At 68.7% G+C, this 14,852-nt stretch carries 11 protein-coding genes; all 11 read right to left on the reverse strand.

Annotated features, from left to right (window positions below; all coding sequences use genetic code 11):
* Positions 1-156: 156 nt before the first annotated feature.
* Entirely contained in the window at positions 157-2,517 is a 2,361-nt protein-coding gene (locus ACWEWT_RS09055) for a primosomal protein N' (protein ID WP_452558084.1), read from the reverse strand.
* A gap of 185 nt (positions 2,518-2,702) precedes the next feature.
* Positions 2,703-3,914 (reverse strand): methionine adenosyltransferase, encoded by a 1,212-nt coding sequence (gene metK / locus ACWEWT_RS09060; RefSeq protein ID WP_452557783.1) that lies wholly within the window; start codon positions 3,912-3,914, stop codon positions 2,703-2,705.
* A gap of 264 nt (positions 3,915-4,178) precedes the next feature.
* Positions 4,179-5,399, reverse strand: a complete 1,221-nt coding sequence (coaBC, locus tag ACWEWT_RS09065) for a bifunctional phosphopantothenoylcysteine decarboxylase/phosphopantothenate--cysteine ligase CoaBC (protein ID WP_452557784.1) — start codon at positions 5,397-5,399, stop codon at positions 4,179-4,181.
* Positions 5,400-5,445: 46 nt separating this feature from the next.
* Positions 5,446-5,724, reverse strand: coding sequence for a DNA-directed RNA polymerase subunit omega (rpoZ, locus tag ACWEWT_RS09070; RefSeq protein ID WP_452557785.1), 279 nt, complete (start codon positions 5,722-5,724; stop codon positions 5,446-5,448).
* 61 nt (positions 5,725-5,785) lie between these two features.
* The gene (gmk, locus tag ACWEWT_RS09075) at positions 5,786-6,358 is read right to left on the reverse strand and encodes a guanylate kinase (RefSeq protein WP_452557786.1); all 573 of its coding nucleotides are present in this window, start codon (positions 6,356-6,358) and stop codon (positions 5,786-5,788) included.
* A 20-nt stretch (positions 6,359-6,378) separates the two neighbouring features.
* Entirely contained in the window at positions 6,379-6,699 is a 321-nt protein-coding gene (mihF, locus tag ACWEWT_RS09080) for an integration host factor, actinobacterial type (protein WP_039825551.1), read from the reverse strand.
* Positions 6,700-7,636: 937 nt separating this feature from the next.
* Positions 7,637-8,458: an orotidine-5'-phosphate decarboxylase gene (pyrF, locus tag ACWEWT_RS09085; protein WP_452557787.1), complete on the reverse strand. Its 822-nt coding sequence runs from the start codon at positions 8,456-8,458 to the stop codon at positions 7,637-7,639.
* Between the two features lie 10 nt (positions 8,459-8,468).
* Complete coding sequence (gene carB / locus ACWEWT_RS09090) at positions 8,469-11,825, reverse strand: carbamoyl-phosphate synthase large subunit (RefSeq protein ID WP_452557788.1); 3,357 nt, start codon at positions 11,823-11,825, stop codon at positions 8,469-8,471.
* Positions 11,825-12,943: a glutamine-hydrolyzing carbamoyl-phosphate synthase small subunit gene (gene carA / locus ACWEWT_RS09095; protein ID WP_452557789.1), complete on the reverse strand. Its 1,119-nt coding sequence runs from the start codon at positions 12,941-12,943 to the stop codon at positions 11,825-11,827. Before carA ends, carB begins: the two co-directional genes overlap by 1 nt.
* Positions 12,940-13,437: a PH-like domain-containing protein gene (locus ACWEWT_RS09100; RefSeq protein ID WP_452557790.1), complete on the reverse strand. Its 498-nt coding sequence runs from the start codon at positions 13,435-13,437 to the stop codon at positions 12,940-12,942. The genes carA and ACWEWT_RS09100 overlap by 4 nt, the downstream gene beginning before the upstream one ends.
* On the reverse strand, positions 13,437-14,822 hold the full coding sequence (locus ACWEWT_RS09105) for a dihydroorotase (protein ID WP_452557791.1): 1,386 nt from the start codon (positions 14,820-14,822) through the stop codon (positions 13,437-13,439). Before ACWEWT_RS09105 ends, ACWEWT_RS09100 begins: the two co-directional genes overlap by 1 nt.
* Positions 14,823-14,852 lie beyond the last annotated feature (30 nt).

Genomic DNA, 14,852 nt, shown 5'->3' on the forward strand with positions numbered 1-14,852 from the left:
GCGGAATCCCGGCCACCTCGGCAGCGTCCGGGGCACGGCGAACAACGAACCCGAACCGTGATCCGAGGCGGCCGCCGTGCACCCCGGGATGTAACCGAATCGCTCAGGTCCCCGCGACGCGCGACGGCGGTAGCAGCGATCACGCCGCCGGGCAGGTCAGCCGATGTTCAACGGGTCTATCTGTACGCGCGGCGGCGATTCCGCCCGCTGGCTGCTACGAATCGACTGGGCGGCGACGAGTGCGCGCGCCAGGGCCGCACCACGCGCGCGCGGCACCCGCAGCAGTATTCGTTCGACCTCGGCGCCGGGCTCGTCACCGCTGTTACGAGCACCCGACGGCGGCCGGGCCCCGGGCGGTAGTGGCACCGGACCCAGGATCTCGACCTCCGCCGGAAGTTCGGCGGCGGCCAGCAGACCCGAGATCCCGTCCGGGGTACCGTCGACCGCCGCCATCCGCACGGCCGGGGGGAACCCGACCTCGGTCCGCTGGGCCAGCTCGGCGGACGCGTGCCCGGCCGGATCCCAGCGCAGCAGCGCCTGCACGGTCGGCACGGTGGGATCGGCCATCACCAGTACCTGGCCGTCCGGCCGGACCAGAGCCGCGGCACTCAGCCAGCGCCGCAGCGTATCCTCGGCGGCGCGCAGATCGGCGCGGCCGAGCAGCGCCCAGCTGTCGAGCAGCAGACCCACACCGTAACCGCCGTCGAGCAGCGGTTCGGCACCGACGGTGGCCACCACCACCTGCGGTCCGGGCGGCACGGTATCCAGCAGTGCGGCACCGCTGGACCCACGGATCGGCACGCCGGGGAAAGCTCGGCCCAATTCTTCGGCGGTCCGGGCCGCACCGATCACCACGGCCCGCAGCACCCGCCCACCACAGGCCGGACAGCGGAACGCCGCCTCGGTGCGCCCGCACCAACGACACACGGGGCTGTGGGCGGCCCCCGGGTCGGCGGCGGTGCGATCCGACCCGGGCAGCGACAACGGTCCCACGCACCGGCGGCAACGCGCGGGTGTGCGGCATGTGGTACAGGCCAGCGCCGGAACGTAGCCGCGACGCGGTACCTGCACCAGCACTCCGGACCCGGCCGCGAGGGCCCGGCGCGCGGCGGCGAAAGCGGCGGCGGGGATGCGGATCGCCCGCGCCATCGGGTCACGCTCCAATGCGGCGTCGGTATCCCCGGGGGCGCTGATCCGCGGCGCGGCCGCGCGCAACGTCGCCCGGTCGGCGAGTAGATCGTGGGCCCAGCCGGATTCCACAACCGCCTGGATCTCGGCGGTCCGAGCGAACCCGGCCGCGACGAAGGCCGCACCGGTGTCGTGTGCCCGCAGCATGGCGACCTCACGCGCGTGTGGATACGGAGCGCGCGGTTCGGCGTAGGTATCGTCACCGTCGTCCCAGATCGCCACGAGCCCGAGATCGGCCGCCGGCGCGAACACCGCACTGCGGGTACCCACCACCACCCGCGCGGTACCACGGAGTACGGCCAGCCAGCGCCGGTACCGGGCCGCCGGCCCCAGCCCGGCCGACAGTCCCACCGCCGAATCACCCACCAGCCGTTCGCATTCCCGCAGCACACGATCGAGATCGCGCTGATCGGGAACCATCAGGATGGCACTGCGGCCGCCGGCGGCCACCACCGCCGCGAGTTCGGCCAAGCGCCGTGCCCAGTCTTCCCCCGGCAGTGCCTGCCAGGCCGCACGCGGACCTCGGTGACTCGCCAGAGCGGTGAGGAATGCCTCCCCGTGCCGGTATCGGCGCCACGCGAGAGTATCGGTGCCGGATACGGACACGGACCCGGGGGATTCCGAAACATGCTGTCCGGCAACGTCGGAGCCGGGTCCCCCGGCCTGTCCCGCCGTAACCCGCGCCGGAGGGGGCGTGATGTTCTCGGTCGCATCGGCGGGCTGCGCAGGGGTGTCGTCAGCATCCGCGTCCGGCTGCCGCTGCACAGCAATCGGAGCCCGGACGGTATCGGCAGGACGTACAGGTCCGGCGAGCTCGCGGGACACTGTCCCGCTCCCCTGCCGACCCTGCTCCGCTTGCTCGGCTCGCGCGGACGACGCGGTTTCCCCGGCTGGCGCGGACGGCGCGGTCCGCTCGACCTGCTCGACCTGCTCGGACGATCGACCGTCCCGGGCATCCGGCACGGTGTCTTCCCGCGCACGGTTCTTCGCCGAGCCCCCGTTCTCCACGCGGGCGTGCCGCGGTGGAACCGCCAGGCGCAGCACATCGGCGCGGGTTCCGGCACACCGGGCCGCCACGGTCGTCGCGAGTCGCAAGATCTCCGGAGTGAGTACCCGCTCGGGGGATACCACCCGCTCCAGCCGGACCAGTTTGCCCGGATGATCGGATTCCGCGTGCCGGGACAGCAGGTATCCGTCCACCAGCCGACCGGCGAACCGGACCCTGACCCGAACTCCCGGCCGGGCGATCTCGTCGAGTTCCGGCGGTACCAGATAGTCGAAATCGCGATCCAGATGAGCCGGAGTGAGCAGCGGGAGTACCCGGGCCACCGGGTTCTCGACCGGCTCGGACGCCGCGGCCGCGGGCTTGTCCGAATGCCCGGACTCGTCCGATACCGCCGGCTTCTCCACGGGCGCGCCCCGGCGGCGCGGCGGCCCCGAGTCGGCCGACACCCCCGCGGACGCGTGGTCGGCGGGGGTGTCGGTCGGCGGTCGATCCACGCGGGACGTGGAACCTACAGCCCGGCGGCGGCGCGCAGTTTGTCCGCGCGGTCGGTACGCTCCCAGGGCAGGTCGATATCAGTGCGGCCGAAATGCCCGTAGGCGGCGGTCGGCGCGTAGATCGGGCGCAACAGGTCCAGATCGCGGATGATCGCGCCCGGGCGCAGATCGAACACCTCGGTGATCGCCGCCGAGATCTTGACCGGATCTACCTTCTCGGTACCGAAGGTCTCCACGAACAGGCCGACCGGCGCCGATTTACCGATCGCGTAGGCCACCTGCGCCTCTACCCGGTCGGCCAGACCCGCGGCGACCACATTCTTGGCGACCCACCGCATGGCGTAGGCGGCCGAGCGGTCCACCTTCGAGGGATCTTTACCGGAGAACGCGCCGCCGCCGTGCCGGGCCATCCCGCCGTAGGTGTCGACGATGATCTTGCGGCCGGTCAGGCCGGCGTCGCCCATCGGGCCGCCGAGCACGAACTTCCCGGTCGGGTTCACCAGCAGGCGGACATCGGAGATATCCAGATCGGGGATCGCGATATCGGCCAGGACGGCATCGACGACCTTCTCCCGGATATCGGGGGCCAGCAGGTTGTCCAGATCGATATCGGCGGCGTGCTGAGTGGACAGGACCACGGTATCCAGCCGCACGGCCTTGTCACCGTCGTATTCGATGGTGACCTGGGTTTTGCCGTCCGGCCGTAGATACGGCAGCACACCGGTTTTGCGCACCTCGGTGAGCTTGCGCGAGAGGCGGTGGGCCAGCGCGATCGGCAGCGGCATGAGTTCGGGGGTGTCGGTATTGGCGTAACCGAACATCAGACCCTGATCGCCGGCGCCCTGCTGCTCGATCTCGTCGTCGGAGCCGCCGACCCGCGCCTCGTGCGAGGTATCGACGCCCTGCGCGATATCGGGCGACTGCGCGCCGATCGCGATGTTGACACCGCAGGAGTTCCCGTCGAATCCCTTTGCCGAGGAGTCGTAACCGATCTCGAGGATCTTCTCCCGGACGATATGCGGGATATCCGCGTAGGCCTCGGTGGTGACCTCACCGGCGACATGCACCTGACCGGTGGTCACCATGGTTTCCACGGCAACCCGGCTGCGGGGGTCCTGTGCCAGAAGTGAGTCGAGGATGGAATCGCTGATGGCGTCACAGATCTTGTCCGGGTGACCCTCGGTCACGGACTCACTGGTGAATAGCCGGCTACCGGACGTGCGCACAGTTTCCCTCTTCCTCAACGGTTACTCGTGTCCGGGAGGGACCGTAGCGCACGGCTCCGGTCACGCCCCTGGACTCTCAGACTATTAGAACGGGCGGCGTAATTGGGGTTTCGGACACCGATCCGGACAGGTTTCCGAACGATTCGCGCCCGGTCGCGTCCGCGCGGCGACACCGACCCGAAGCGGGCTGGATCGTATCGCGCCGGAGCTCACAACCGGGACCACACGCCGCGGAGATACGTTCGGCGGGCGACTGCCCGGACCTCAGCTCAGCAGCGGGCCCAGCGCGTCCAGGACGCGGCTGGCCAGCAGAGCCTTCGACCCGTGGTCGAGCGCCTGTTCGCTGCCGTCCGCGCGGAGCAGCCAGCCGTCGTTGGTATCGACCTCGAACGCCTTGCCGTCGCCCACCGCGTTCACCACCAGCAGATCACAGCCCTTACGGGCCAGTTTGGCCCGCGCGTGGGTGATCACATCGCCGTCGGCGTCGCCGGTCTCGGCGGCGAACCCGACAATGGCCGTACCGGGCAATCGACCGTCCCGGCGCGCCTGGACCAGACCGGCGAGGATATCCTCGGTCTTGGACAGGGCGATGGTATCGGGTTCGGCCTTACCTTTTTTGATCTTGGCCGCGGCCACGGTGGTCGGCCGGAAATCGGCGACCGCGGCGGCCATGATCACCGCGTCCGCCCCGACAGCGTGTTTGTCGACGGCGGTTTTGAGCTGTTCGGCAGTGGTGATGTGAACCAGCTCGACCGCGGCCGGTGGCGCCATCTCGATGGTGTTCCCGGCGATGAGCGTGACCTGGGCACCCCGCTGGGCGGCGACCCGGGCGAGCGCGTACCCCTGTTTACCGGAACTGCGGTTACCGAGGAAACGGACCGGATCCAGCGGTTCCCGGGTGCCGCCCGCGGTGATCACCACTCGTCTGCCCACCAGATCGCGCGGCACCGCGTCGATGCGTTCGAACAGCAGGGAGGCGAGACCGAAGATCTCCTCGGGTTCGGGCAGCCGGCCCGGACCGGTATCGGTACCGGTCAGCCGGCCGGACGCGGGTTCCATCACGGTGGCACCGTGCGCGCGCAGGGCCGCGACATTCGCGACGGTGGCCGCATGCTCCCACATCTCGGTATGCATGGCGGGCGCGAACAGCACGGGACATCGGGCCGTGAGCAGGGTCGCGGTGAGCAGATCGTCGGCGCGGCCGTGCGCCGCCCGCGCCATGAGGTCTGCGGTGGCGGGGGCGATGACGACGAGTTCCGCCTCCTGGCCCAGCCGCACATGCGGCACCTCCGGCACATCGGCGAAGACTCCGGTGTGCACCGGATGGCCGGACAGCGCCTCGAAGGTCGCCTTACCCACGAACTGCAGTGCCGCGTCGGTGGGGATCACCCGGACGGTATGGCCGGTCTCGGTGAACCGCCGCACCAGCGCGCACGCCTTGTACGCGGCGATTCCGCCGCCCACCCCGACAACTACCCGCGCCATAGCGCGCCTCCTGCCCTATCGGCTTTCCACCCGGCCGGCTAGCGGGTCATTCGCCTTCGGTGTGTTCGAGCAGATCGCTGTGGATCTCCCGCATCGCCACCGACAGCGGCTTCTCCTGCGGCAGCGGCTCCACCAGCGGGCCGACGTACTCGAGGATGCCGTCACCCAGCTGGTTGTAGTAGTCGTTGATCTGACGGGCGCGTTTGGCCGCGTAGATCACCAGGCTGTACTTGGACGAGGTGCGGTCGAGCAACTCGTCGATCGGCGGGTTGGTGAGGCCGATCGGGGTGTCGTAGGCGGGCGTGGCGGTGTCCGTACTGCTCACTGAGGAAGCTCCTGCGGGGTCGGGGCTCGGCTACACGGCGGCTCTCGGGCCGCGTAGCGGGCTACGAATTGGAATTCGTGCTGACGAACAACGATACCAACTGCGCACAGGCGCTGGTCACGGTGTCGTTCACGATCACGGTGTCGAACTCGTCACGTGCGGCCAGTTCCACCCGTGCGGTCTCCAGCCGCCGTTCGATGACCTCCGGCGATTCGGTGCCGCGGCTGCGCAGCCGGTCCACCAGTTCCGCCCAGCTGGGCGGCGCGAGGAACACCAGCACGGCCTCCGGCATCGCCTGCCGGATCGACCGCGCTCCTTCGAGGTCGACCTCGATGAGTACCGGCAGCCCCTCCGACAATGCGGCGCGTACCGGCGCGGCCGGTGTACCGGACCGCTGCAGCCCGCCGTGGATATCCGCCCATTCGAGCAGATCACCGGCCTCGATCATCGAGTCGAACTCGGCCCGGCTGACGAACCGGTAGTCGCGACCGTCGACTTCACCGGGACGCGGGTCCCGGGTCGTCGCCGAGACACTGAAAACCAGTTCCGGCAGCCGTTCGCGGACGCATCGCACCACAGTGGACTTGCCCACGGCCGAGGGGCCGACCAGTACAACCAGCCGACCCTTCGTCATGTTCTCGATCACCGAGGTTGTCAGGCGCCGAGATCGAATTTGGCGAGCAGCGCCTTGCGCTGCCGATCACCGAGACCACGCAGCCGTCGGGTCGGCGCGATCTCGAGCTCGTTCATGATCTCCTCCGCCTTGACCTTGCCGACCTTGGGCAGGGCTTCCAGCAGTGCGCGCACCTTCATCTTGCCGATGATCTCATTGGTCTCGGCCTGGCCGAGGACCTCTTTCAGATCGGTGCCGCCGCGCTTCAGGCGATCCTTGAGCTCTGCCCGCTCACGGCGAGCGGCAGCCGCCTTCTCCAGAGCAGCGGCGCGCTGCTCATCAGTCAGCTGGGGAAGGGCCACGGTTCCTCCGTCTCATGGTTCTGCATCAAAACCTGCCGAACTACCCGGCAGTCTCAGCGACCGTACCCACGACGCCCTCGGATTGCGAACCCACCCCCCAGGTCAGGGCATGAATCGGACCCGGTATCGCCCCCTTGCCGACCCGCCCGCATCCCCGCTTGCCGTAACTGCGGGTCCCATGGGGTCCACCACGAAATACCCTGCCATCAGCGCCTTTTCACGCAACTTCAGGAGTTGCGGCGCGATAACCACACTGTTGATCCACCACCCGGCTACCTCCCAGCCGCCCTACCAGGAATTTTCTCGGAAATTTTCGCCCGAGCACCTGTTGAACACCTCCGAGAGGTACCAGCGAGCCGGATCCGGGTTCCCCGAGCGTCGGATCAACGCTCCGAAAGCACTCATACCGCCCGCGAGTTTACAGCGTACAGAGACAACTCGATACCCGATACGAGAATGAACGGAGCCGCAGATCCTCCCCAGCGCGCGGCTCTCCTCTGTGCCCGACTCTCCCTCAGCGCCCGGCCGTTCGCTGCGCTCGACTATCCCACCACCCAGATTTCCCAGCGCGCGGGTCCGCATGCCGACCGGGCCGTCAATGCCCACGTAACCCGCATGAGTCGAGTTTTACGAGACACCTCCAAGGGTTGAGGCCCGTCCCGCCCTTGGCCGGAGGTGCTCAATGGTCACGTTCCGTGGATGGCCGACCGCACGTCGCATGCGCCGAAGGCGCGAGTCTCGGAGCCTGAACGGCGGGACACCAGGGGGCCTCAACCCCCGCGACGCCGAAGGCGGCGCCAAAAACACCCGAGCAATCCACGACCATGGCAGCAGGCCCGGAAAGCCGGCCCCGAGACAGCCGGGCCCACCACACCAACAGGCTTCTCCATCCACAGCGCGGCCCTCCCCGCCCTGTGTTCACAGCCCTCCGCACAGTTCAGCGCAGAAAGGCGAACTCCTCCTGGAACTCCGCCAGACGTCCGCGCAGGGCGGTGACCGAAGGCCCCGCCCGGAGCACATCCCGCGAAACATTCGGCAGCGCCGACCGCCACAGCGGTTCCGGGAGCAGCGCCCGGACCTTCGCCGCCGTACCGCCCTGCGCCCCGACTCCCGGTAGCAGGATCGGGCCGTTGAGCATCGTGAGATCCGGCGTCTCCGTGAGTGTCGCCCCGACCACCACGCCCACCGAACCCGGCTTCCCGGCCGGGTTCAGCTGGGCCGCGTCGTCGACCACGCTCTGCGCGATGGTGCGGCCGCCCACCGTCGCCTGCTGGATCTGCGCGGCTTCCGGGTTGGAAGTGGCGGCCAGGACGAAGACACCGCGCTGGTTGGCGTGTGCCAGGTCGAGGGCGGAGCGCAGCGAGCCGAAGCCGAGGTAGGGCGAGACGGTGACCGCGTCCGCGCCCAGAGGGCCGTCGGCGAGCCAGGTGTGGGCGTAGGCGTCCATGGTGGAGCCGATATCGCCGCGTTTGGCGTCGGCGAGCACCAGGGTGCCGGAGGCGCGCAATACCTCGATGGTGCGTTCGAGCACCCCGATCCCCGCCGACCCGTACGCCTCGAAGAAGGCGACCTGTGGTTTGACCACAGCCACCGTGCCGTCGAAGGCTTCGACACAGGTTTCGGCGAATGCCTCGAGGCCGTCCGCATCACCGGACAGGCCCCAGGCGTCGAGCAGGGCGGGGTGCGGGTCGATCCCGACGCAGATCGGCCCGTGCGTGCTCTTGGCCGCGGCCAGCCGCTCACCGAAGGTGGTCGTCATCTCCGGCCCCTCAGCCGCGCAGTGCCGAGTGGAGTTCCTGCAGGGAGCGCACGCCGAGACCGCCGTTGATACTGGCCTCGATGCCCTGGACGGCCGCCGCGGCGCCCTGGACCGTGGTGATGCAGGGGATGTTCACCCCGACCGCCGCGCTGCGGATCTCGTAGCCGTCCACCCGCGGACCAGAGTTGCCGTAGGGGGTGTTGAAGACCATATCGACCTCACCGTCGCGGATCTGGTCCACGATGGACGGCTGGGGCGGCGCGCCGGCGCCGGATACGGAGACCGGATCGGAGTGTTTGCGCACCTGTTCGCAGGGGATCCCGTTGCGGCGCAGCATTTCCGCGGTGCCGGCCGTCGCCAGGATCCGGAAGCCGAGGTCGTGCAGACGTTTCACCGGGAACACCATGGCGCGTTTGTCACGGTTGGCGATGGAGACGAATACGGTGCCCTCGGTGGGCAGCGACCCGTAGGCCGCCGATTGACTCTTGGCGAACGCGGTGCCGAAATCGGCGTCGATCCCCATGACCTCGCCGGTGGATTTCATCTCCGGCGAGAGCAGCGAATCCACCTGGCTGCCGTCGGCGCTGCGGAAACGATGGAACGGCAGCACCGCTTCCTTGACCGCCACCGGCGCGTCCAGCGGAACGTGCCCGCCGTCGCCCTCGGGCAGCATGCCTTCGGCGCGCAGTTCGGCGATGGTGGTACCGAGCATGATCCGGGCGGCCGCCTTGGCCAGTGGTACGGCGGTGGCCTTGGAGACGAACGGGACGGTGCGGCTGGCGCGCGGATTGGCTTCCAGGACGTAGAGCACATCGTCCTTGAGCGCGTACTGCACGTTCAGCAGCCCCTTGACGCCGATCCCCTTGGCCAGCGCGATGGTGGAGCGGCGTACCGCCTCGATATCGCTGCGGCCCAGCGTGATCGGCGGCAGCGCGCAGGCCGAGTCGCCGGAATGGATACCGGCTTCCTCGATATGTTCCATGACACCGCCGAGGAATACCTCGTCGCCGTCGCAGAGCGCGTCGACATCGATTTCGATGGCGTCTTCCAGGAAGCGGTCCACCAGCACCGGATGTTCGGGGCTGAGTTCGGTGGCGCGGGAGATATAGCCCTCCAGGGACTCTTCGTCGTAGACGATCTCCATCCCGCGTCCGCCGAGCACATAGGACGGGCGCACCAGCACCGGGTAGCCGATATCGGCCGCGATCTTGCGAGCCTGTTCGAAGGTGGTGGCGGTGCCGTATTTGGGGGCGGGCAGCCCGGCGGCGACCAGGACGTCACCGAATTCACCGCGGTCCTCGGCGAGGTCGATGGCGGCGGCGCTGGTGCCGACCACCGGCACGCCGGCGGCGGTGAGCCGCTCCGCGAGGCCCAGCGGGGTCTGCCCACCGAGCTGCACGATCACCCCGGCGACGGTGCCGGATTCGGATTCGGCGTGGTACACCTCGAGCACATCCTCGAAGGTGAGGGGCTCGAAGTAGAGGCGATCGGCGGTGTCGTAGTCGGTGGACACCGTTTCCGGGTTGCAGTTGACCATGACCGTCTCGAATCCGGCGCCCGACAGTGTCTGCGCGGCGTGCACGCACGAGTAGTCGAATTCGATGCCCTGGCCGATGCGGTTCGGCCCGGAACCCAGGATGATCACCTTGTCCCGGTCGGGCTGCGGGGCCACTTCGGACTCGGCCGCGGGGTCGAGCTCATAGGCCGAATAGTGGTAGGGGGTCTTGGCCTCGAACTCGGCGGCGCAGGTATCGACGGTTTTGAAGACCGGGCGCACCCCGAGCCTATGCCGCAGGGCACGTACCCCGGTCTCCCCGGCCAGTTCCGGCCGCAGCGCGGCGATCTGGCGGTCCGACAGGCCGTAGTACTTGGCCCGGCGCAGCAGCGATTCGTCCAGGACAGGGGTCTCCAGCAGTTCGGCGCGCAGCGCCACCAGCCCGGCGATCTCGGCGACGAACCAGGGGTCGATACCGGACGCGACGGCGACGTCTTCGATGCTCGCGCCGAAGCGCAGCGCCCGTTCCACCTGGTAGATACGGCCCTCGGTCGGGATCCGCAGATCCGCGAGGATCTCCGCGATCGCGGTGTCGATATCGGCCTGATCCGTGGAGGCCGGAGCCCACTTCCCGTCCGCCGCGGTCCAGAACCCGGCGGCTTTGGTCTCCAGCGAGCGCAGCACCTTGCCGAGGGCCTCGGAGAAGTTGCGGCCCAGCGACATCGCCTCGCCCACCGATTTCATGGTGGTGGTCAGCGTGGGATCGGCGCCCGGGAACTTCTCGAACGCGAACCGCGGCGCCTTCACCACCACATAGTCCAGGGTGGGTTCGAAACAGGCCGGGGTTTCCTCGGTGATGTCGTTGACGATCTCGTCGAGCGTGTAGCCGATGGCCAGTTTGGCCGCGATCTTGGCGATCGGGAAACCGGTGGCCTTGGACGCCAGCGCCGAGGACCGCGAAACCCGCGGGTTCATCTCGATGACGATGAGCCGGCCGTCGGCGGGATCCACCGCGAACTGGATATTGCAGCCGCCGGTGTCCACCCCGACCTCGCGCAGAATCGCGATACCGAGATCGCGCATCTTCTGGTACTCGCGGTCGGTGAGGGTGAGCGCGGGCGCGACGGTCATGGAATCGCCGGTGTGCACCCCCATCGGGTCCACGTTCTCGATGGAGCAGACGATCACGACATTGTCGCGACCGTCGCGCATCAGCTCGAGTTCGTATTCCTTCCAGCCGAGGATGGACTCCTCGATCAGGACATTGGCGGTCGGCGAGGCGGCCAGGCCGCCGCCGGCGATCCGGTCCAGATCCGTATCGTCGTAAGCCATTCCGGAGCCGAGCCCGCCCATGGTGAACGAGGGCCGGACCACCACCGGGAAGCCCAATTCGTTCACGGTGTCGCGGACTTCGTCCATCGTGTAGCAGACGCGCGAGCGGGCACTCTCCCCACCGACGCTCGCCACGATGTCCTTGAACTTCTGCCGGTCCTCACCGCGCTGGATGGCCTCGAAATCGGCGCCGATGAGCTCGACCCCGTACTTCTCCAGCACTCCGCGCTCGTGCAGGGCGACCGCGGTGTTCAGCGCGGTCTGCCCGCCCAGGGTGGCCAGCAGCGCGTCGGGACGTTCCTTCTCGATGACCTTTTCGACGAATTCCGGGGTGATCGGCTCCACGTAGGTGGAATCGGCGAATTCCGGATCGGTCATGATGGTCGCGGGATTGGAGTTGACCAGCGAGACCCGCAGTCCCTCGGACCGCAGCACCCGGCAGGCCTGAGTGCCCGAGTAGTCGAACTCGCACGCCTGACCGATGACGATCGGGCCCGAACCGATGACCAGAATATGTTCGAGGTCGGTACGGCGTGGCATCAGGCTCCCTCCATAAGACCGGCGAACCGGTCGAACAAGTACGCGGCGTCATGGGGTCCGGCGGCCGCTTCCGGGTGGTATTGCACGGAGAAGGCGCGGCCGTCGATCAGGCGCACCCCTTCCACGACGCCGTCGTTGGCGCAGACATGGCTGACCTCGGCTTTGCCGAACGGGGTGTCGAACTGCTCGCCCTGCTCACCTTCCAGCGCGAACCCGTGGTTCTGCGCGGTGATGGAGATGCGGCCGGTGCCGTGTTCGACGACCGGGATGTTGATACCCCGGTGCCCGAATTTCATCTTGTAGGTGCCGCGGCCGAGAGCACGGCCCAGGATCTGGTTACCGAAGCAGATACCGAACAGCGGCAGGCCCTCGTCGAGCAGACCCCGGGTCAAGTCGACGGCGGAATCGGCCGTGGCCGGATCGCCGGGACCGTTGGACAGGAACGCGCCGTCCGGTTTCAGTTCCAGGATCTGGTCCAGACTCGCCGACGAGGGCACCACGTGCACCCGCATCCCGCGTTCGGCGAACATCCGCGGGGTGTTGGATTTGATACCGAGATCGACGGCGACCACCGTGAACCGCGGGGTACCGGCGGGGTCGATGGTGTAGACCTGCTCGGTGCTGACCTCACCGGCGAGATCGGCGCCCAGCATGGACCGCTGACCGGTCACCCGGCCGACGAGCTCCGCGGTATCCGCGAGTGCCGATCCGGAGAAGATCCCGGCCTTCATCGACCCGCGGCTGCGCAGATGCCGTACGATCGCGCGGGTGTCGATCCCGGCGATCCCGACGATGTTCTGCTGTTCCAGCTGTCCCGGCAGAGTTCCGGTGGCGCGCCAGTTCGAGGCGCGGCGCGCGGGATCGCGGACCGCGTAACCGGCCACCCAGATCCGCTGCGATTCGTCGTCCTCGTCGTTCCAGCCGGTGTTGCCGATCTGCGGGGCGGTGGCCACCACGATCTGCCGGTGATAGCTCGGATCGGTCAGCGTTTCCTGGTACCCGGTCATGGCGGTGCAGAACACCGCTTCGCCGAGGGTCTGTCCCACTGCACCGTAGGCGTTGCCGCGGAACACCCGTCCGTCTTCCAGGACCAGGGCTGCGGCCGTTGTCGTCGTCATTTCTCGTCGTCTCCCGTCGTTGCCCGCGCCCAGGCCGGATATACCGTTTTGTCGTCGCCGCGGAACCCGGTGTCGATCTCGGTTCCGGTCGGCAGCGTCCAGCGGATCACCAGTACTCCGCCCTCGCTCATGACCTTGCCCGCGTGCCCGCGTTCGGTCCGGATCGCGGAAATGGATTCCGCCGGGATCCAGATCGCCGACGCGCCCTGTCGTTCCAGCAGGATTCCGTGTTCGAACCGGGTGAGTTCCGCGGTCGCGCGGAAGCCCAGGTCGCCGACCGCGATCCGGTCCTGCCAGCTCGGCGCGATGGTGCTACCGAGGTAGAGGCCGGTGGTCGGTTCGAGGACCTGCGCCCCGGTCTCCCCCGGTACCGGGGGCAGCTCGCCGATACGTTCGGTCTGCCGGGCGCCGCGATTGCGCCAGCCCCGATACATCAGGTAGACGAACAGTGCCCAGAGCAGGACACATCCGACAACCCACAGTGTTCGTTCCATCAGCGTTCTCCTGCTCGTACACCCGCGGGCGTGGCGGCCACACCGTCGCGGGCGGTGACCCGGCCGCGCAGCAGCGTGGTGGTGATCCGCCCCGGCAATGTCATCGCCTGATACGGGGTATTGCTCGCGATACTCGCGAGTTCCGCACCCTCGACCGTCCAGGTGGCTTCCGGGTCGACCAGCACCAGGTTGGCCGGTTCGCCCTCGGCGATCGGGCGGCCGTGGTCGTCCAGTCCGACGATTTCGGCGGGCCGTTCGCTCATCACCCGCGCGACCCCGCGCCAATCCAGCAGACCGGGCCGCACCATGGTTTCCACCACGATCGACAATGCTGTCTCCAGCCCGAGCATCCCCGGGCGGGCGGCCGCGAATTCACAGCATTTGTCCTGTTCGGCGTGCGGCGCGTGATCGGTGGCCACACAGTCCACGATGCCCGCGGCCAGCGCCTGCCGCAGCGCCTCGGCATCGGAACCCTCGCGCAGCGGCGGGTTCACCTTGTTCACCGCGTCATAGGTTTCGAGGCGGGCGTCGGTCAACAGCAGATGATGCGGCGTGACCTCGGCTGTAATCGAAATACCTTGCGCTTTCGCCCATTTCACCAATTCCACGGTGCCGGCTGTGGAAGCGTGGCAGATGTGGACCCGTGCGCCCGCGTCCCGGGCCAGCAGCGCGTCCCGGGCCACGATGGATTCCTCGGCCGCCCGCGGCCATCCCGCCAGACCGAGCCGGGCCGCGGTCGGACCCTCGTGCGCGACAGCGCCCGCGGTGAGCCGGGGCTCCTCCGCGTGCTGCGCGATGAGCACCCCGAGCGAGCGTGCGTACTCCAGCGCCCGGCGCATGATCAGCGGATCGTGGACACAGTGCCCGTCGTCGGAGAACATCCGCACCGCACCGGCACCGGTGGCCATCGTGCCCATCTCGGCGAGCTGGGCACCGGCCAGTCCCACGGTCACCGCACCGACCGGGTACACATCGACCAGGCCGACTTCCTGGCCGCGCCGCCACACATGGTCGGTGACCACCTGGGTATCGGCTACCGGCGAGGTGTTGGCCATGGCGAATACCGCGGTGTAGCCACCGAGTGCGGCGGCGGCCGATCCGGACTCGATGGTCTCGGTATCCTCACGGCCGGGTTCGCGCAGGTGGGTGTGCAGATCCACGAATCCGGGCAGCAGTACCTGCCCGGAGCCGTCCACGGTCTCGGCGTCGCCGGCGGACAGGCCGGTACCGATCCGCTGGATCACCCCGCCGGAGATCAGCACATCGACGGGTTCGCCCTCGCCGTAGAGCCGCGCTCCGGTGATCAGGACCGACGGTGCAGCCGAGCCGGCGAGCTCGGACAAGCGTCCCGCATCGTCACGTCCGGCCGCCCCGGACTCGTTCATGCTGTGTCCTCCTGGCGTGCGCGAGGGCCC

Source organism: Nocardia sp. NPDC003963 (assembly GCF_053605105.1).

Bases quoted from the DNA above. Each gene is read 5' to 3' on its own strand.
- coaBC (WP_452557784.1), bottom strand. From the start codon at position 5,399: ATGGCGCGGGTAGTTGTCGGGGTGGGCGGCGGAATCGCCGCGTACAAG.
- gmk (WP_452557786.1), bottom strand. From the start codon at position 6,358: ATGACGAAGGGTCGGCTGGTTGTACTGGTCGGCCCCTCGGCCGTGGGC.
- pyrF (WP_452557787.1), bottom strand. From the start codon at position 8,458: ATGACGACCACCTTCGGTGAGCGGCTGGCCGCGGCCAAGAGCACGCAC.
- carB (WP_452557788.1), bottom strand. From the start codon at position 11,825: ATGCCACGCCGTACCGACCTCGAACATATTCTGGTCATCGGTTCGGGC.
- carA (WP_452557789.1), bottom strand. From the start codon at position 12,943: ATGACGACGACAACGGCCGCAGCCCTGGTCCTGGAAGACGGACGGGTG.
- ACWEWT_RS09100 (WP_452557790.1), bottom strand. From the start codon at position 13,437: ATGGAACGAACACTGTGGGTTGTCGGATGTGTCCTGCTCTGGGCACTG.
- ACWEWT_RS09105 (WP_452557791.1), bottom strand. From the start codon at position 14,822: ATGAACGAGTCCGGGGCGGCCGGACGTGACGATGCGGGACGCTTGTCC.